The sequence below is a fragment of the Candidatus Benthicola sp. genome (assembly GCF_058719085.1).
Map to the genome: position 1 here is coordinate 1 of NZ_JBZQEK010000136.1, position 19535 is coordinate 19535.

At 67.6% G+C, this 19535-nt stretch carries 13 protein-coding genes and 1 pseudogene; 11 read left to right on the forward strand and 3 right to left on the reverse strand.

Annotation, left to right across the window (positions count from 1 at the left end; all coding sequences use genetic code 11):
* Window positions 1-296, reverse strand: a pseudogene (locus AC36XV_RS10345) (trans-sulfuration enzyme family protein); the annotation flags it as partial.
* A gap of 31 nt (window positions 297-327) precedes the next feature.
* Entirely contained in the window at window positions 328-1359 is a 1032-nt protein-coding gene (locus tag AC36XV_RS10350) for a homoserine dehydrogenase (protein WP_492203604.1), read from the reverse strand.
* A gap of 143 nt (window positions 1360-1502) precedes the next feature.
* On the opposite strand from AC36XV_RS10350, the gene AC36XV_RS10355 reads away from it, so the two are divergent.
* Both AC36XV_RS10355 and AC36XV_RS10360 read left to right on the forward strand, forming a co-directional pair.
* Window positions 1503-2777 carry a hypothetical protein gene (locus tag AC36XV_RS10355; protein ID WP_492203605.1) on the forward strand — a complete coding sequence of 425 codons (1275 nt, stop codon included), beginning with the start codon at window positions 1503-1505 and terminating at the stop codon, window positions 2775-2777.
* 89 nt (window positions 2778-2866) lie between these two features.
* The gene (locus tag AC36XV_RS10360; protein ID WP_492203606.1) at window positions 2867-4102 is read left to right on the forward strand and encodes an NHL repeat-containing protein; all 1236 of its coding nucleotides are present in this window, start codon (window positions 2867-2869) and stop codon (window positions 4100-4102) included.
* Between the two features lie 40 nt (window positions 4103-4142).
* Here the strand turns inward: AC36XV_RS10360 and AC36XV_RS10365 are convergent, their stop codons facing one another.
* On the reverse strand, window positions 4143-5528 hold the full coding sequence (locus AC36XV_RS10365; protein WP_492203607.1) for a tyrosine phenol-lyase: 1386 nt from the start codon (window positions 5526-5528) through the stop codon (window positions 4143-4145).
* 418 nt (window positions 5529-5946) lie between these two features.
* On the opposite strand from AC36XV_RS10365, the gene AC36XV_RS10370 reads away from it, so the two are divergent.
* The 9 genes from AC36XV_RS10370 (at window position 5947) to AC36XV_RS10410 (ending at window position 19504) form a co-directional block, all read left to right on the forward strand.
* Window positions 5947-6726 carry an SDR family NAD(P)-dependent oxidoreductase gene (locus AC36XV_RS10370; RefSeq protein WP_492203608.1) on the forward strand — a complete coding sequence of 260 codons (780 nt, stop codon included), beginning with the start codon at window positions 5947-5949 and terminating at the stop codon, window positions 6724-6726.
* Window positions 6723-7466 carry a CDP-alcohol phosphatidyltransferase family protein gene (locus AC36XV_RS10375; protein ID WP_492203609.1) on the forward strand — a complete coding sequence of 248 codons (744 nt, stop codon included), beginning with the start codon at window positions 6723-6725 and terminating at the stop codon, window positions 7464-7466. The genes AC36XV_RS10370 and AC36XV_RS10375 overlap by 4 nt, the downstream gene beginning before the upstream one ends.
* 48 nt (window positions 7467-7514) lie before the next feature.
* Window positions 7515-8963, forward strand: coding sequence for a DUF4139 domain-containing protein (locus AC36XV_RS10380; RefSeq protein WP_492203610.1), 1449 nt, complete (start codon window positions 7515-7517; stop codon window positions 8961-8963).
* Between the two features lie 215 nt (window positions 8964-9178).
* Entirely contained in the window at window positions 9179-11497 is a 2319-nt protein-coding gene (locus AC36XV_RS10385; protein WP_492203611.1) for a tetratricopeptide repeat protein, read from the forward strand.
* Between the two features lie 123 nt (window positions 11498-11620).
* The gene (locus tag AC36XV_RS10390) at window positions 11621-14362 is read left to right on the forward strand and encodes a DUF5916 domain-containing protein (protein WP_492203612.1); all 2742 of its coding nucleotides are present in this window, start codon (window positions 11621-11623) and stop codon (window positions 14360-14362) included.
* A 79-nt stretch (window positions 14363-14441) separates the two neighbouring features.
* On the forward strand, window positions 14442-15239 hold the full coding sequence (locus tag AC36XV_RS10395; RefSeq protein ID WP_492203613.1) for a rhomboid family intramembrane serine protease: 798 nt from the start codon (window positions 14442-14444) through the stop codon (window positions 15237-15239).
* 125 nt (window positions 15240-15364) lie between these two features.
* Complete coding sequence (locus tag AC36XV_RS10400; protein WP_492203614.1) at window positions 15365-16570, forward strand: M20 metallopeptidase family protein; 1206 nt, start codon at window positions 15365-15367, stop codon at window positions 16568-16570.
* A gap of 3 nt (window positions 16571-16573) precedes the next feature.
* Window positions 16574-18172, forward strand: a complete 1599-nt coding sequence (locus AC36XV_RS10405; RefSeq protein WP_492203615.1) for a GNAT family N-acetyltransferase — start codon at window positions 16574-16576, stop codon at window positions 18170-18172.
* Window positions 18173-18190: 18 nt separating this feature from the next.
* On the forward strand, window positions 18191-19504 hold the full coding sequence (locus AC36XV_RS10410; protein WP_492203616.1) for a cyclic 2,3-diphosphoglycerate synthase: 1314 nt from the start codon (window positions 18191-18193) through the stop codon (window positions 19502-19504).
* Window positions 19505-19535: the final 31 nt, after the last annotated feature.

Genomic DNA, 19535 nt, shown 5'->3' on the forward strand with positions numbered 1-19535 from the left:
AGGTAGAAGACGGTGGGATTGTGAATGCGGGAGTAGCACCAGGTGGGAATGCGGTAGGAGAGAGCGGCCTCCATCTCGTCGCTGTCCCGGTAGGCCTGCGAGGTGGACGGGAAGATCGGTTCGATGATGCCGCCCTTTCCTCCCGAAAACGCCTCTTCCGCGCTGTACATTCCGTGGACGGCGATGGTGTCGAACCGCAGATTGCGCACCCTTTCACGGTGCGCGCCGCGTTCCGACATATACTGCTGAGCCTTCGCGACGTACTCCTCCACGCCGCTCGCGGTCATGACGCTCATGGCACCCTCTTCCTCTCAGACATGATTCCTTTCAGACCCCGGTTCGGTGGATCTCCAGCAGGTCCACCAGGACCGCGTACCCGGTCTCCAGCCGTCCCGCGCCCGGGCCGACCAGCGTGACGTCTCCCAACAGCTCGGTGGAATAGGTGACGGCGTTGGTGGCCCCGCCCACCGAGGCCAGCGGGTGGGACGTGGACACGCGCTCCGGACGCACGGACGCGATCACCCCATCCCCGCTCGGCTCGAGGGAGCCGATCAGCTTCCACCGCTCCCCCGCCGCCCGCGCCGCCTCGATGTCGGCCGGCGTAAGGCCGGAAATGCCCGTCCGATCGACGTCCTCCATCCCGATGGCCTTCGCCATCAGCAGGTTCGCCAGAATCACCACTTTTCCGGCCGCATCGAAGCCCTCCACGTCGCCCGTCGGGTCGGCCTCCGCGTATCCGTTCTCCTGCGCTTCCCGGAGGGCGTCCTCGTAGGCCGAGCCTTCCTCCATCCGGGTGAGAATGTAGTTGCAGGTGCCGTTGAGGATCCCCTTCACCCGAGTGATTCCAGCGCCTCGAAGCAGGTTCATGCCCGCGAGCACCGCCGGCGTCCCGCTCATCACCGTGCCCTCGACCCCGATCTCGACACCTCTGTCGCGGGCGAGCTCGGCCAGCTCGGCGTAGTGAAGCGCCACCGGTCCCTTGTTGGTGGTCACCACGTGCTTGCCCGCTTCGAGCGCCGCCCTGACATGGCTGGTAGCCGGCTCTCCCGTCTCCAGGTCCGTGTAGCTCAGCTCGACGATGACATCGGCCGCACTCCGGCGCGCCATCTCGACACCGTCCCAACCCCGGTCGGGCGCATCGACTCCGCCGAGGTCCCCGGCTTCGCGAACCGCCTCCAGCAGGGTGTCGGGCTCGAAGCCCACCGGATCGTGAATGCTGCCCAGCCGCGGGTCGGTGACTCCGACGATCCGAAACCGCGCGCCGAACTGCTCGACGAGCCGGGGGCCGTGGTCCCGGAGGATGGCGGCGAACCCCTGGCCGACGGTACCGAAACCGATGATGGCGAGCCTGTATTCCATGGTCCTGTCCCCGTTTCTGTCCTTCCCGGCGTGTCCCCGGCTCAACGTCCGGGCGGGTATGCCTGTTGCAGGGTCGTGGACGGTGCAACCGGACGAACCACCCGACCTCTGGCGACCAGGCAAACGACACACCCCGAGCCGGAATGAAGATACATGCCGCGGCCCTGTTGGCGCTGTTTCTCTCCGCGTCGAATCTCGTCGCGCAGGATCACTCGCCACCGGTGAACCGGTCACGCAACGGCAAGGTGAGGGTTTTCCTCGACTGCCGCACGCGCTGCGATTTCGACTACATCCGCCAGCAGATCCCATACGTGGACTGGGTGCGGGACCGGCAGGACGCGCAGGTGCATCTGCTGGTCACGGCGCGACCCACGGGCGCGGGCGGGCGCGAGGCAACATTGGCCTTCATGGGCCGTCGCGACATGGCCGCTGTCGGAGATACGCTGCTGCAAGTCTCGAGCCCCACCGACACCGACTCCGAGGTCCGCGAGGAGCTCACCCGGACCATCGCCGTCGGCCTGATGTCGTTCGTCGGCCAGACGGCCATGGCCGGCCAGATGCAGGTGACCTGGATGAAGCCGGAGGAAGAGGGCCTGGTCCTCGGACCCACGGACGACCCGTGGAATTCGTGGATCTTCCGCCTGCGGGCGAGCGGCGCGGTCGACGGGGAGCAACAGACCAGCGAGTACGCGGTCTCGCTCTCGGCGTCCGCGAACCGGACCACCGAGGCGGTCAAGACCGAGCTGTACGGCTACGGATGGTACTCGGAGAGCTCGTACGAGCTCACCGACGGCACCACGGCCACCGGTCTTCGACGGAACTACGGGGCCTCGCTTCTCCAGGTGTGGAGCCTGGGAGATCACTGGTCGTTCGGAGGTACGCTCGACGCCGGACACTCCCTGTACGCCAACTACGACCTCAGGACCTGGGTCGCCCCGGCCCTCGAGTTCAGCGTGTGGCCTTATCTGGAGTCCACCCGTCGCCAGCTCACCTTCCTGTACGCGATCGGCGTTCAGTACGCGGACTACGTGGACGAAACGATCTTCGGCGAGACGGAGCAGACCCTCCCCGCGCAGAGCCTGTTCGCCGGCCTCTCGATGAAGGAGCCGTGGGGGAACGCGACGGTCGGCTTCGAGGCGTTTCAGTACCTCAGCGATCCGTCGAAGCACCGGTTCGAGATCTTCGGCCGCCTCGGCGTCCGGCTGCTCCGGGGACTGGACTTCGAGATCAACGGACGTTTCGCCCGGATCAAGGACCAGATCAACCTGCGGGCGGGCGAGGCCACCGACGAGGAGATCCTGCTCAGACAGCGCGAGCTCGGAACCGATTTTCGGTATCACCTCGCCTTCGGTCTCAGCTACCGCTTCGGGTCGATCTTCAACAATGCGGTGAACCCGCGCTTCGAGGCGCTCGATTGAGCTCGGGCCATTCTTACCCGATCCGGTGGGACGGTGAGGCCCATCACCTGCGACCGAGGGTCGCCGATACCCTTCGCGGAGGTCGTTCCATGCGCAGCTCTCTGACTCTCCTCAGCGGACTCCTGGCCCTTCTGGCTTTTGCCTGCTCAGAGGAAGCGACACCGCCCGGCGGCGAAGCCTCGGTAAGAGACAGCGCGGGCATCCGGATCGTCGAGAGCCCGGGACCCGTGTGGGACGAGCCATCCGCGTGGCGTCTGGCGGCTTCCCCGGAACTCGATCTCGGGAGACTCGACGGACCGCCGGAAACCCAGTTCTTCCGGGTGAGCTCCGGGGCCCGGCTGTCGGACGGAAGTTTCGTCCTGGGGAGCTCCGGCAGCCACGACCTCAGGCGCTTCGCCGCGAACGGCGACCACCTGTGGACGGTCGGCCGCGAGGGAGAGGGTCCGGGCGAGTTCACGGGCCTCTTTCAGGTGACGGCGGGAGCGGGCGACACGATCCTCACCTACGACTGGCGACAGCGGAGGTTCTCCCGCTTCGCTCCCGAAGGAAGGCTGATCGATTCTCGACCTCTCGAAGGTCAGGGCGACGGGGGCTTCGCGTTCGTGGAGGACCTTCTCCCGGATGGAAGCGCCGTATACACCTGGCGCGCGTTCGGCGGCAACGAAGGCCCGCCGAGCGAAGGGGACATCCGGCGCGACACGATCGCCGTCTGGATCGCGAGTCCGGACGACGTCGAGGATCGGGAGCTGGGCCGCTTTCCGGGTCCGGAGACCGTCGTGCTCCAGTCGGGCCAGACCGACGGTGGCTTCACGATCACCATCGGAAGCACCCCGTTCGGGCGGTCCACGGAGGTGGCGGGTGGTCCGTCGGGGGTGTGGATCGGGGACACGGATCGATTCGAGATTCGCCGCTACGGCTTCGACGGAGAGCTCGAGCAGATCGTCCGCCGCGCCTTCGACCCGGTGATGGTGGACGATGCTCTCATCGAGCGGGCGCTTGCGGAGGAAGTCGAAGACGCCGAGGACGACAACGACCGACGGGCGGCTCGTCGCCGGTGGGAGAACACCCCCGTTCCCGAGACCCTGCCCGCGTTCGAGTCGCTGCTCGTGGATCGGGAGGGCAACCTGTGGGCCCAGTCGTTCGAGGTCCCGGGGGCGCCGGAGCGAACGTGGTCGGTCTTCACCCCGGAGGGCACGTGGCTCGGCGAGGTCCGGTTTCCCGACCGGTTCCGCCCGCTCGAGATCGGAGACGACTACGTGCTCGGCCGATTCGGCGACGAGCTGGACGTGGAGCACATCCAGCTCTGGGAGCTCGTGAAGCCCTGACGCGCGGGCCGGGGGTCAGCCGGCCCCCGGTCGCGGATCTTCAGTCCACCGGCCGGAATCGGGCCTGGAAGAACCGCAGGTATTGTGGCTCGTACGTGAACTCCAGCCCCCGTATGGAATCCCGCTGGTCCCACACTTCGGTCACCGACTCCGCCACCACGTCCATGTGCGCCTGCGTGTATACGCGACGCGGGATCGTCAGACGGACCAGCTCGAGGTTCGGTCTCCGGTTCCGACCCGTTTCCCGGTCCCGACCGGCCGAGACGTTGCCTCTCTCCATCGAGCGGACCCCCGAGTCGCGATAGATCTCGGCGGCCAGGGCCTGGGCCGGGAACAGGTCCTGGTCCAGGTGCGGAAGAAAGCGCTTCGCGTCCAGAAACACCCCGTGCGTTCCGATCGGCTCGACGATGGGGACCCCCGCATCCGCGATCTTGTGTCCCAGGTAGTGAACCTGTCCGACGCGGGCGTGGATGTGGTCGAACTCGATGCTCTCCCGGATGCCGATCGCCAGCGCCTCCATGTCCCGGCCCGACATCCCACCGTAGGTGTGCAGTCCCTCGTAGATGACGACCATGTTCCTGGCCTTGTCGGCGATTTCGGGATCGTTGACGGCCAGGAATCCGCCGATGTTGACCAGGTGGTCCTTCTTCGAGCTCATCGTCGCGACGTCCGTCAGGTCGCAGATCTGCCGGACGATGTCCGGGATCGACGCGTCGGCGTAACCCTCCTCGCGCTCGTGGATGAGCAGCGCGTTTTCGGCCACCCGGGTCATGTCATGCACGACCAGGATCCCGTTGCGGTGCGCGAGCTCGGAGACCTCCCGCAGGTTGCCGAGCGAGATCGGCTGGCCTCCGCACATGTTCACCGAGGTGGCGATGCAGATGTAGGGAATACGGTCGGCTCCGTGCTCGTCGATCACGGCCCGGAACTTCTCGAGATCCACGTTTCCCTTGAACGGGTGCTGCGACTGCGGATCGTGCGCCTCGTCGATGATCACGTCGATGAAGCGCCCCCCGGCGAGCTCCTGGTGCAGCCGCGTGGTGGTGAAGTACATGTTGCCGGGCACGACGTCGCCTTCGTTGATCAGGATCTGGCTGATCATGTGCTCGGCGGCCCGCCCCTGGTGCGTCGGGATGAGGTGCTGGTAGCCGTACACGTCGCGCACGGTCTCTTCCAGCTTGTAGAAATTCCGGCTCCCCGCGTAGGCCTCGTCCCCGAGCATCATGCCGGCCCACTGCCGGTCGCTCATCGCGCTGGTGCCCGAATCCGTGAGGAGGTCGATGTAGACGTCCTCGCTCCGCAGGAGAAAGGTGTTGTATCCGGCGTCCTCGAGCGCCTGCGATCGGAACTCTCGGGTCGTCATCTTGATGGGCTCCACCATCTTCACTTTCCAGGGCTCGGCCCAGGATCGGCGGCGTGTAGGCATGGAACTCCCTCTGCGCTGTGAATCATCGATGTCGTGAAGCCGGCTTCCGGGTCGTGCGGCCGGCCGGGGCGCACAGGTTGGAGGGTCCGGAGGCCGGGGTCAATCCTCGATGAAGGGCAAGGATCGCGCCGGAACGAACGACCGGATACCGGGCATCCTGCCGGGATCCGCCCGCCGGATGGACGCGGACCGGCCCGATCTGCGACAAAGCGTCTCACGAAGGTCTTTCCCCAAGGGCCACCTTTCCATTCCCGTCCGTTCCCCGCACCTTGACCGGGTCACTCGAGCGACCTCACCCGACCCCAGGAGGTCCGGCTCATGCAGAATCGACCGGTCGTCTTCGCCGTCGCCATCCTGCTGCTCTTCGCGGCCCTCGCCTTCTGGCGCAGCTGCAGCTACTGAACCTCGCAGGTGCATCATGACCCAGCTGAACGGACGGACCATTCTCGTGACGGGCGCGAGCGCCGGGATCGGCGAGGCCTGTGCCCGTCGTTTCGCGGTCGACGGAGCGGACCTCATCCTCTGGGCCCGGCGGCGCGAGCGGCTCCAGGCACTGGCCGCGGACCTGTCGGATCGGCACGGCGCGAGGGTGGAATTCGAGGTGGTGGACGTCCGGGACCGGGACACGGTCGTTCGCGAAGCCGCCGCCCTGGTCGATCGGGGGCGGGTGCCCGACATCCTGCTCAACAACGCCGGGCTGGCCAGCGGCTTCGATCCGATCCACGAGGGGGACTACGACGACTGGGACCGGATGATCGACACGAACGTAAAGGGCCTCCTCCACGTCACCCGTGAGCTGCTTCCTCACATGGTCGAGCGTGGAACCGGCCACGTGGTCAATATCGGGTCCACCGCCGGCCACCAGGTGTACCCGAAGGGCAACGTGTACAACGCCTCCAAGTTCGCCGTGAAGGCGCTCACCGAGGGGATCAACCTGGACGTCGCCGGCACGGAAATCCGGGTGTCCAGCGTCGACCCGGGTTTCGTGCACACGGAGTTCTCGAGGGTGCGCTTCCACGGGGACGACGAGCGAGCGGAGAACGTCTATCGCGGGTTCGACCCCCTGACCGCGGAAGACGTGGCGGACTGCGTCCACTTCGTCGTCACCCGGCCGCCGCACGTGAACGTGTTCGACATGATCCTCCTGCCGACGGCACAGCGGAACGTCTACGTGCTGGACCGCGAGACCTCGAAATGAGCGCACCGCCGGACGACCGGCCGATCGCTCCCCGTCCGGACGCGCAGGGCCAGCACCGGCGCCTGTACGGATTCGCCCTGGCCCGTTTCGAGGCCTGGGCGCTGCCTCGCCTGGCCGCGGCGCTTCCGGATCGCGTGATGCCGGACCATCTGACGGCGCTCGGGCTGCTCGCGTCGACCGGCATCGCGGTCTCCTACATGCTCACGAACCGGGATCCGGCGTGGCTGTGGGCCGCCAGCGCGCTCCTGGTCGTCCAGTGGTACGGGGACAGCCTGGACGGCACGCTGGCCCGGTACCGGAGGATCGAGCGGCCGCGCTACGGGTTCTACCTCGATCACCTGACGGATGCCTATTCGACGCTCGCCATCGGGCTCGGGCTCGGGTTCTCGCCCTACATGCTGCTTTCGGTTGGACTGGCCATCAGCATCGCCTACCTGCTGCTCTCGGTGAACGTGTATCTGGAGACGCACGTCTTCGGTGAGTTCAAGCTGGGCCACGGGATCGTCGGCCCCACGGAAGCGCGCGTGCTGCTCATCGCCTTGAACACGGGGGCGGCGATCCTCGGCCCCATGCGGTTCCGGATCGGCGGTGTCCCGTTCACCCCCTACGACGTGCTCGGACTGCTCGGCGTGGCGGGCATGCTCATCCTCCTGCTCACGCGGGCGACGAGGAACCTTCAGGCGCTGGCCGTGCTCGAGCCTCCCGGTCGGAAGAGAAATGTGCAAGGATCGGGATCTTGAGCGTCATCCGTGAGTGAAGGCGCGAACACACTCTCGGAGGATACGGACATGATCAGAAAGATCGCTGCAGGACTCGTGGTGGCCCTCTTCTACGTGGCCGCGGCGGCCGTGCCTCATCCCGAGGCGGCCGGGGCCCAGGAGGCGCCCAGGTTCCGTTCCACGGCGGCGGACCGCGACGCCGTGATGATCACCGTGTACAACCAGAACTTCGGCCTCGTACGCGAAGTCCGCGACCTGGAGCTCGCCCGCGGGCGCGTGTCGCTCGAGTTCGGAGACGTGGCCTCCAGCATCCAGCCGGAAACCGTTCACCTGCGGGCCCTCGGCGGGGGGCGGCTGACCGTCCTGGAGCAGAATTACCAGTACGACCTGCTCAGCCCGCAGAAGCTGCTCGAGAAGTACGTGGGCCGAACGGTGAAGGTATACCGCTGGAACGAGGTCCTGGGACGGGACGAGGTGGTCGAGGCCGAGGTCCTGTCCGTGAACCAGGGGACGATCCTCAAGATCGGGGACGAGATCACCTTCAACTACCCGGGCCGGCTCGCCTTTCCGGAGGTCCCGGACAACCTGATCAGCCGCCCCACCCTGCTGTGGAAGCTCGACAGCGAATCGGAGCGGCCCCGGGTCGAAACCTCGTACCTGACGCACAACCTGAACTGGAAGGCCGACTACGTGATGGTGGTGAGCGAGGATGACGCGCGGGGCGACATCACGGGCTGGGTGACGCTCACCAACCAGAGCGGAGCGAGCTACGAGAACGCGCAGCTCAAGCTCGTGGCCGGCGATGTCCAGCGGGTGTCGGAGGGCAAGGCCTACGCGCGGGCCGCCGCCAGGGCGCCGGTCGCCGAGATGGCCATGGACCAGGCGTTCGCGGAGGAGGCTTTCTTCGAGTACCACCTGTACACCCTCAACCGTCCGGCCACCGTGCTCCACAACGAGCAGAAGCAGGTCACCCTCCTCGAGGCGGCCGATTTCGGAATCCGGAAGCGCCTCATCTTCTACGGGGCGGCGTACTACTTCCGGGGCTCGTACGGCCAGGTGGAGTCGAACCAGAAGGTCGGTGTCTTCCTCGACTTCGAGAACAGCGAGAAGAACGGACTCGGCATGCCCCTGCCGGCGGGCATCGTTCGCGTCTACAAGAGCGATGCGTCCGGGGCGCAGCAGTTCATCGGCGAAGACCGGATCGACCACACGCCCCGGGATGAGAAGGTCCGCATCAAGATGGGCGAGGCGTTCGACGTGGTCGGAGACCGCCGGCAGATGGATTTCGACATCATCGGCGAGTGCGTCACCGAGAGCGAGTGGGAGGTCCACCTCCGGAATCACAAGGACGAGGAGGTGGAAGTCGAGGTGTTCGAGCCGGTGGGAGCCGACTGGGAGATTCTCACCTCGTCTCACGCCGCCACGAAGCTGGACGCTCACACCTTCAAGTTCACGGTGAAGATCCCGGCACGGGGAGAGGAGACGATCACCTACCGGGTGCGCGTCCGCTGGTGCTGAGCGCGGGGGGGCCGCAGACGCTCCGGCCTGGAAGGGCCGGCGCCCTGCTGTCCGGGCCCCGCTCGCCACGAGGCAGGACCAGGCGCCGTCCGGGCCACCGCCCCGGGCGGCGCTCTCGCATCGCCTGCCCCGCTCGGGCCGGTTCGAAACTGGCCGCGCCGTTTCACGTACTCTAGCTTGCGGGATTCGGAACGCCTCGAGGAGGACGCCGGCACATGAGCGACGAAGGAAGAACGCTGCTCCAGGAACTCCAGGAGCGGCACGTGCTGCGCACGGCCGTCCTCTATCTCGGCGCCGGCTGGGTGGCGCTCGAGTTCATCGGGTTCGTGGTGGAGAACTACGGCTTCGATCGGGCGATCCTCGACGCCAGCCTCCTCCTGATCGTGCTCGGCTTCCTGATCGCGCTGATCGTGTCGTGGCACCACGGCTCCGGCGCCCGGCGATCGGTTCCCCGATCGGAGGCCGCCGCGGTCGGCGTCCTCGTGGTCATCGGCCTGATCGGCTCGGGCGTCATACTCACGCGCGATCGGCCCGAGGCACGATCCCCCCAGCTCGCGCCCGCTGGGGCGTTGACGGAGGACCTCGGAGAGGGATCGCTCGCTGTGCTTCCGCTCGCCAACAACAGCGGGGCCGACAGCCTCGACTGGCTGGGCCCGGGCCTCGCGGACATGCTCACGACCAACCTCGCCCAGTTCGGCGACCTGCGCGTGGTGAGCGCCCAGCGTCTGCTCGACCTCATGCGGCAGGCCGGACGGAGCGAGACGGACGTGATTCCCGAGGACCAGGCTCTCCAGATCGCCGCGCGGTCCGGCGCCCGCTCGCTGGTACGCGGATCGTTCATCGCGGTCGGTGACGAGATGCGCCTGAACATCCAGCTCATCGACCTCGCCGACGGCACGGTCACGGCGGCCGAGACGGCTCGCGGAACGGACGTGTTCGCGCTCGTGGACGATGTGTCTGGCCGGCTGTCGAGGCGGCTCCTCGGCGAGTCGTTCACACCGACCGAGCTCACGCCGGCGGCTCGCAACCTGGAAGCCTTCCGCGCTTACCAGGAGGGGCTCCTCGCCGAGAGGCGCTTCCTCAACGAGCAGGCGCGGGATGGCTACCTGCGAGCGGTGCAGCTCGACTCGACGTTCGCCATCGCCTGGCTGCGCCTCGGCATGCAGGCCAACACCGGCCAGGAGGCGCTTCTCGCCTTCAGCAACGCCGACCGGTTCAAGGCCAACGCGACCGAGCGCGACCGCTACATGATCGAGGCCCTCTTCGCCGCCAACCTTCAGGGAAACCTGGAGGAAGCCGAACGGTTGCTCCGTGAGCTGATCGTACGATACCCGGAAGAAAAGGATGCCCGGTACCAGCTCGGAGTGTTTCTGGACGGCCAGGGCCAGACCGGTGAGGCCCGGGAAGTGCTCCGTGAGGCCATCACCCTCGACCCGTTCTTCGGACCCGCGATCAATCATCTGGCCTACATCGCAGGCCGCTCGGGCGATTCCATCGCCGCCGATACCCTCAGCCGACGCTACCTGGAGCTGGAGAGCGGACAGGCGAACCCGCACGACAGCCGCGGCGAGATCCTGGAGATGATCGGACGTGACCGGGAAGCGCGAGAGGAGTTCCGGGCGGCGCTGAGCATCGAACCGTCCTTCGTTCCCGCCTACGAGCATCTGGTGCGCTCATATCTCCGGGACGGCGACAGCGAAGGAGCCCGCGAAGCGCTCCGCCCTTATATGGAAAGTCCGAACGCCGACATCGCCGTACTCGTGCGCCAGCTGGAAGCCGACACGTACGCCGCTGAGGGTCGGTACGGGGAAGCCCGCGACGCCTTTCAGCGCGCCGCGGATCGGGCCATCAACCTCGGCCGCGAGGACCTCTGGATCCCGACCACCCTCGAGGCGGCCGAGCTCGACCTCTTCACCCGGCAGTTCGAGCGAGCGGGAGCCGCGTACCGGGCCGTCGACGTGCGGGACCCGCTGAACGGGGGCGTTCTCTTCGGCCTCATCATGGTCGCCGGCGCGGAGGGACGCATCGACGGGATGATGGAGGTCCGCGACACCGCAGCCGCCCGTTTCGCCCGCGCCCCCGCGATCATTCGGGACCGGGCCGAGCTGGTGGGCCGGCTGGCGGACGCCCACATCGCCTGGTTCCAGGAGGATCCGGGCGCGGCCGTGCAGCTGTTCGACGAGACCCGGGATCTCGCCCCCGCGCCCCGACCGGCGCTGATCGCCGGAGTCGGGCTGGAGGTGATGGCGCTCATCCAGGTAGGGAGGGCGGAAGAGGCGCTCGAGCTGGCGAAGAACATGGAACGGCGCGCCGTGGACACCAACCGGATGGACCCGTTCCAGCTGCAGGCGGCCCTGTACCTTCAGGGTCGGGCTTACGAGGCGCTCGGGCAGGCGGATCGAGCCCGGGAAACCTATGAGCGGCTGCTGCAGCAGACGGGCCCGGGGATCGAGGGTCTTCTCTATCTCGGCGATGCGCCGGAGCGCCTGGAGACGCTCCGCGAGACCGGGACGGGAGCCGGGCCCGGCGACTGAACGTTACGCCCTCCTCGCGTGTCCTTTCCAACGACCATCGAGGTAGCCGGCCGGCTCCGGACTTGACCGGATGGCGGGTGGCTTTCGTGTAACCGAGCGGCAGGGCGAAGCCGCCGAGGGCACGTGATCGAGATCTCATCCGTTTGCTTCAGAGCGCTGGCCGCGACCGTCTGGCTGCTCGCGGGGATGTTGTCGCTCCCCGGATCGGCAAGGGCCACCTTCGTCCCCCAGGAATCCCCCCGGGTCGAGAGCCGGGACACCGTTCCCGGCTGGCCGCCGTGCCGCCGCACCGAGCCGGGTTGCGTGAGCAAGACGCTCGAGGCCACGCGGGTCGACCCGGGCGAAGACGTCCATGTCGACGGCCGGCTGGACGATGGCATATGGGGTCGGGCCCGATTCACGTCCGACTTCACGCAGCGGGAGCCGGACGAGGGAAGGCCGGCCTCCGAGCTCACGGAAGTCGCGTTCGCCTACACGGATCGGGCCCTGTACGTGGCTGCGCGCATGCGGGCCGACCCCGGACGGATCCGGGCGATTCTCTCCCGCAGGGACGAGGGAGGTGACTCGGAACGCATCATCGTCCTCATCGACAGCTACCAGAACCGACGTTCCAACTACGGATTCGCGGTCACCGCAGCCGGCACGAGGCTCGACTGGTACTCGGGACGGGACGACGAGGACTACGGGGACCGGGATTACAGCTTCAACCCCGTGTGGCGGGCGGAGGCGGTCATCGACTCGACCGGCTGGACGGCGGAGATGGAGATCCCGTTCTCGCAGATCCGCTACAATCGGCGCCCGGACAACGCCTTCGGCCTCAACATTAATCGATACATCCCACAGAAGGGGGAGGATTCCTACTGGATCGCCGTCCCGAGGAACGCGTCCGGATGGGCCTCGTGGTTCGGTGACCTCGTCGGTCTTCAGGGCATCGAGACACGGCGGCCCGTCGAGCTGACCCCGTACGCGGCCACGGCCGCCACCCTGACGAGCCCCTCGCTGGTGGACCCGAACGATCCGTTTCGCAGCGAGCAGGAGGTGGACGCCCGGTTCGGAGCGGATCTCAAGATGGGCGTGGGACCCAGCCTGACGCTCGACGCCACCTTCAACCCGGATTTCGGCCAGGTCGAGGCCGACCCGGCGGCGGTCAATCTCTCGGCCTTCCCCATCTTCTTCGAGGAGCGCCGCCCGTTCTTCGTGGAGGGTAAGGAGCTGCTCGAGTCGGAGGGGCTCTTCTATTCCCGCCGCATCGGGGCTCCGCCGCGCGGCCGGCCTGCGGCGGACTACGCGGACGTGCCTCCGAACACGACCATCCTCGGGGCGGCGAAGCTGACCGGACGCACGCCGGGCGGGCTCTCGGTCGGGGCGCTCGCCGCGGTCACTTCCGAGGAGAGCGCCGCGACCTGGGACAGCGCCACCAACGCGTTCGGCGAGACACGCGTCGAGCCGGCCGCCGGCTGGCTGGTGGCGAGCGTGAACCAGGAATTCGGGATCGAGGGCTCGACCGTGGGGGCAGCTTTCACGGGCGTGCGGCGCGACCTCAGCGACACCGACGACCTGGCCGCCCGTCTGAACCGGGAGGCCTACGGCGGGCTGGTGGACTGGAACCTCCGGATCCAGGGCGGCACCTACGAGCTGAGGGGCCTCGTCGGCGGCAGCCATATCTCCGGCGCCACCGGTGCCATCGACAGAGTCCAGCGTTCCAGTACGCACTTCTTCCAGCGACCGGACGCCGACTACATCACCTACGACACGACCCGGACTTCTCTTTCGGGCTACGCGGCCGAGGTCGAGTTCGAGCGCACCACGGCCCGGCACTGGCTGTGGGAGATCGGCGGCGAGCTCTATTCGCCCGGGCTCGACATCAACGATGCCGGCCAGCTCCGCAAGGCCGATCGAATCCAGGCCAATGGCTCCATCCGGTACCGGGAGACCGTTCCCGGAAAGACGTTTCGCAGCTATTCCGTCCGGCTCGAGGGCGGTGGAACGTGGAACTACGGGTGGGTCCGCCAGCCGAGCGACTTCGAGCTGAGGGGCGACGTGACGTTGCTCAGTTTCTGGAGCTTCGACGGCGAGGTCTCGTACCAGCCGCGCGCCCAGAGCGACATCCTCACGCGGGGCGGACCTTCGATGGGTACGGCTGCAGCCTGGGGTGGGAACCTCGGAATGCGGTCCGATCGACGGAAGCTGACCACCTTCAGCCTCGACGGTCGCTACTACCGGGACGAGCTCGGAGGTTGGTCCGCCCGTTTCGATGGCAACCTGGAGCTTCGCCCCGGAGGGGCCTGGCAGATCAGCGTGAGACCCGAGTACGAAAGGGAGGTCGAGCCCCGGCAGTACGTGGGGCGTTTCGACGGCGGCAGCGACGCCACGTACGGTTCACGGTACGTGTTCGCGTATCTGGACTACAGCGAGATCTCGGCCCGCTTCCGGGTCAACTATGCCTTCACCCCGGACCTCAGCCTCGAGCTGTACGCCGAACCCTTCGCGGCCAGCGGCGAGTTCTACGACTACGGAGAATTGCGGGCCGCCCGAAGCCGCGACCTCCGGGTGTACGGTACCGAGGGCACCACGATCACCGAGAGTACCGGACCGGCGCCGCGCGAGATCACCGTGACCGACGGCGACGACTCCTTCACCTTCGAGAGGGACGACTTCGAGGCGCTGTCCTTCCGCAGCAACGTGGTGCTCCGCTGGGAGTGGAAGCCCGGCTCGACCCTCTTCCTGGTCTGGCAGGTCGACAACGGCTCCGAGGTCCCGGTCACCGGACCGGACCCGGTGTACCCCGGCGACGCCTGGAGAAGTCTGGGCGAGCCCGGGCGGAGCTACATCGCCATCAAGGCCAGCTACTGGATTCCGATCTAGCCGACCGAATGGATGGCGCGCGTCCCGCCGCCCGGAACGCTACTGGCGTCGTGCACGCGGGTCGGGTACCGTTGCCTGCATGACTCCCTGGGTAGGCCGGCTTCTGGCCGCGAACGTTGCGATCTACTTCCTCTCGAGGGTCATGCCCTCGTTGTACACGATGTTCGCGCTCGTCCCCGACTGGGCGCTGAGCCGGCCGTGGACGCTCGTCACCTACATGTTCCTCCACGGCGGCCTCTGGCACCTCGCGTTCAACATGCTCGTGCTCTACTTCTTCGGACCGCGCCTCGAGAGCCGACTCGGCAGCCGGGCGTTCCTTCAGCTCTACTTCTTCAGCGGGGTCGTCGCGGGGCTCGTGTCGGTCGTCGTCCCGTACCTGATTCCGTCGTTCTCTCCCATGACGGCGGTCGTCGGGGCCTCGGGGGCCCTCTACGGGGTGCTCCTGGCCTTCGCACACTACTGGCCCGACGAGCGGATCCTCATCATCCCGATCCCCATCCCCATCCGGATCCGGACGATGGTGTTTCTGGCCACGCTGATCGCGGTGGGCGGCATCGCCATGGAGGTGGCGGGCACGCCCCAGCAGATCGCCCATCACGCACACCTGGGCGGCTTTCTCGGGGCCTGGATCTACATGAAGTGGAGAGACGTCCGGTCACCGGCCGCTCGGTTCAAGCGCAAGGCCGAGGGCTCCCAGCGGCGAGGCTGGCTGCAGGATCGCGACGCCGCGCAGCGCTGGGCGGCCATCGATCGCGAGTCGCTGCATCCGGTCAACCGCGAAGCGTATGACGAGATCATGAGCAAGCTCCGCACCGAGGGCGTCTCGTCTCTCACCGAGCGCGAGCGCGCCTTCCTCGATCGGTTCAGCCAGGCCTGACACCCTTCGGGACCCTCCCCGGGCGGCGCCGCGCCAGCGGTTCGCGCTCGAGCATGCTATTCTTATGCTGGTGATCGGTCGGCTCCCGGCGACCGGGATGCGACCCTCGCCGGGAAGGTTCGAACATGAACGCTCCTGCCCCGTCCCTGATCGAGCGGATGGTGGTCCTGCGGCGCGAGCTGCACCGCTACCCCGAGCTGAGCTGGAACGAGCACCGCACGACGGAGCGACTCGCCCTCGAGCTCGACCGCCTCCACATCGCCTGGTCCCGACCCCTCGAAACGGGGCTCGTCGCGGAGCTGCCGGGCGCCGTGGACGGGCCTCGGATCGCTCTCAGGGCCGACATCGATGCCCTCCCGATTCACGAAGAGACCGGGCTCGAGTTCGCCTCGTGCGTGGACGGCGTCATGCACGCCTGTGGACACGATGCGCACGCCGCGATGCTGGTGGGCGCAGCGGAGCTGCTTCTGTCGGAGCCCGAGCCACCCCCTCTTCCCGTACGGCTCCTGTTCCAGCCGGCCGAGGAGGTCGGCGAGGGAGCGCGGGCCCTCGTGGAGGCCGGGGCCCTGGACGAAGCAGCGGCGGTGTTCGGCGGTCATGTCGATTCCCGCCTGCCGACCGGCATCCTGGGCATCGTGGAAGGCGTCGTGAACGCCTCGTCCGACGCGTTCCGGATCTCGATTCGAGGCCGACAGGGTCACGCGGCGCGGCCTCACGAGACGGTGGACGCGGTGGTCGTGGGCAGTCTCATCGTGATGGCGGTGCAAACCATCGTCTCGCGGGAGATCGATCCCGCGAATCCGTCCGTGCTGTCGATCGGCCGGTTCGAGGCGGGCGGCGCTTCCAACGTCATCGCCGGAACGGCCATCCTCGAGGGCACCATACGAGCGCACGAGCCGTCCGTCCGGGACCAGGTGGTGCGCTCCCTGGAGCGGGTGTGTGCCTCCGTAGGCCAGCTGCACCAGGCACAGATCACCTTCGAGCTGTCGCAGGGAACGCCGCCGCTGGTGAACCGTCCGCCCATGCTCGGGGTGGCTCGAGCGGCGGGCCGTGCCGTGCTGGAGCCGGGATGTGTTCGGCACGCCATGCGCGGAGCCAACATGGGCGGAGAGGACTTCGCCATCTATCTGGAGCAGATTCCCGGCTGCTACGTGCGGTTCGGCATTCGACCGCCGGAGGGAGAGGTGCATCCGGCGCACTCCAGCCGGTTTCGGTTGGATGAGGGCGTGCTGGCGCCGGGGGCCGCGTGGCTCGCGGCCGTGGCCCGCGAAGCCGGCCGGGCGCTCGCCCCGGGCGGGGCGGGACGTCGGGCAGCGATCCCCGGGGGGTGAGCCGTGATCACCATCCGCGAGGCGAGGGATGCGGACGTCCAGGGGATCATCGACATCTACCTGGCGACCTACGGTGAGGACTACGCCTACCCGCAGTACTACGAAGAATACGAGATCAAGAAGCTGATCTTCTCCGACGAGACGCTCATGCTCGTGGCGGAGGACACGGAGGCCGACCGCATCGTAGGCACGGCCTCCGTGATCCTGGAAGTCGGCGCCTACACGGACCTGGTCGGCGAGTTCGGGCGGCTCGCCGTGCACCCCGACTACCGTCGGCGCGGCATCGGCACCCGGCTGCTCGAGCAGCGGTTGATCACGGTGAAGGACCGACTCCACGTCGGCGTCATCGAGGCACGCGTCACGCACCCGTTCACCCAGGCCATTGCGCTCAAACAGGGCTTCGCGACCGTCGGCTTCCTGCCGCTGAAGTACATGTTCGGCTCACAGCGGGAGAACATGGCCTTCATGATGCAGCTGTTCGGCCGCGGCCGGGAGCTGCGGCGGAACAACCCGCGCGTGGTGCCCGAGCTCTACCGCCTGGGAGCGACCGCCCTCGAGGCGTGCCGGATGCCGGTGGACGTGATCGTAGATGAAGAATCCACACCGTATCCGTTCGGTCACGATTTCAGCGTCAGCGAGCTGACCACGGAGGGGTACTCCAGGCTGATGCGGATCGAGCGCGGCCGGGTGCGGAGCCGCGAGGTGTTCGGTCCGATGCGACTGCAGTACGGCTACTTCAAGCTCATCTCGCACCACTCGAAGTACCTCGTGGCCCGGGAAGGCGGCCACATCGTGGGGGCGGTCGGATTCACCCTCGAACGGCTGGATCGGGTGGTGCGGGTGTTCGAGCTCATCTCCCTCCGTGACGACGTGATCCGGTTCCTCCTCACCGAGCTGGAGCAGAGGGCCCGGGACGAATGGGACATCTCCTATCTCGAGCTGGACGTGAGCGCCCACGCCCCGCGAATGCAGAGAACGGCCCTTCAGCTGGGCTTCGTTCCCGTGGCCTATGCCCCGGCGCTGGCCTTCATGGACGTGGAGCGGCTCGATCTGGTCAAGTTCGCCAAGCTGCTCATCCCGCTCGACCTCGGCTCGATGATGCTCATTCCCCCGGTCAGCGACATGGCGGAGCTGGTGCTGTCGGCGTTTCGCAGGCGGGAGGTGCTGCCGCGGGTGGCGGCCGTGGTCGACCGGGTGGGTCTCTTCGAGGGGCTGGAGGAAGAGCAGATGACCCGACTCGCCGGCGCCTGCCGCCACCGGGAGTTTCCCCAGGGAAGCGAGATCTTCCGCCAGGGCGAGCCGTGCGAGGAAATGTACTTCGTCCTGGACGGCGACGTGGCCGTGCACCTCGAAGGGCGCACCGACCCGATCGGCCGCGTGCGTGCGGGTGAGTGCCTGGGCGAAATCTCGGTGCTCACCGGCAGCCGGCACGCCGCGACCGCCCGGGCACTGACGCCGGTCGAGGCCGGCGTGCTCACCAAACAGGACCTCGAGAACCTCGTTCGCTTGCGGCCGGGCATAGGTGTCGTACTGTATCGAAACCTCGCACGGGGTCTCGGCGAGAAGCTCCGCCGAACCGACCTCGACATTCTGAGCGAATGAGTCTCCCAGGAGGTTCGAATGGCGCAGCGCGCTCTGATTCTCGGCGCCGCCGGCCGGGATTTTCATAATTTCAACACCTGCTTCAGGGACAACGACGACTACGACGTCGTTGCGTTCACCGCGACCCAGATTCCCGACATCGAAGGACGGACCTACCCGGCGGAGCTGGCCGGTCCGCGGTACCCGAGCGGCATCCCGATCGAGGCCGAGGAAGAGCTCGAGCGCCTCATCCGCGATCTGAACGTGGACGTGGTCGTGTTCGGCTACAGCGACGTCACCCACGAGCACGTCATGCACCTGGGGTCGCGGGCGATCGCGGCGGGCGCCGACTACCTGCTACTCGGCGCCACGCGCACCATGCTGAAGTCCTCGAAGCCCGTGGTGGCCGTGTGCGCCGCCCGGACCGGTTCCGGAAAGAGCCAGACGAGCCGGCGCGTGGCCGAGATTCTGACGGGCCGGGGCAAGAAGGTGGTAGTGGTCCGGCACCCGATGCCGTACGGAGACCTCGCCGCACAGGCCGTGCAGCGCTTCGCCACCTACGACGACCTCGCGAAGCACGACGTGACGATCGAGGAGCGGGAGGAGTACGAGCCGCACCTGGATGCCGGCCGGATCGTATATGCGGGCGTGGACTACGAGGCGATCCTCCGCGAGGCCGAGAAGGAAGCCGACGTGGTCATCTGGGACGGCGGCAACAACGACCTCTCCTTCTACGAAGCCGACCTCTACATCACCGTCGTGGATCCACACCGTCCGGACCACGCGGCCCGGTACCACCCGGGCGAGGCCAACGTGCGCATGGCCGATGTGATCGTGGTGAACAAGGTCGACACGGCGAGCCTCGAGCAGGTCGAAGAGGCCCGTGCCGTAGCCCGGGCCCTGAATCCCGACGCGACGATGATCGATGCGGCCAGCCCGCTGTTCGTGGACGGCGCCGACCAGATCCGCGGCCGTACGGTGCTCGTGGTGGAAGACGGCCCCACCTTGACCCACGGAGAGATGGCGTACGGCGCCGGGTGGGTGGCCGCGCGTCGCTACGGAGCCGGTGAGATCCTCGATCCGCGCCCGTGGGCTGCCGGCACGATCGCCGACACGTACGCCAAGTACCCGACGACCGGAAGCGTCCTGCCCGCCATGGGCTACGGGGCGGAGCAGACGGCCGAACTGCAGCAGACGATCGCGGACACCCCGGCGGATCTCGTGGTGATCGGCACACCGATCGACCTGCGCCGCCTGATCAAGATCGACAAGCCGAGCGTCCGGGTGCGCTACGAGCTGCAGGAGATCGGCTCCCCGACTTTGGAAGACGTGCTGAGGGGCTTCGGCGACTGAGACGGAACGGCCGGCGAGCGGCCGATCGGAC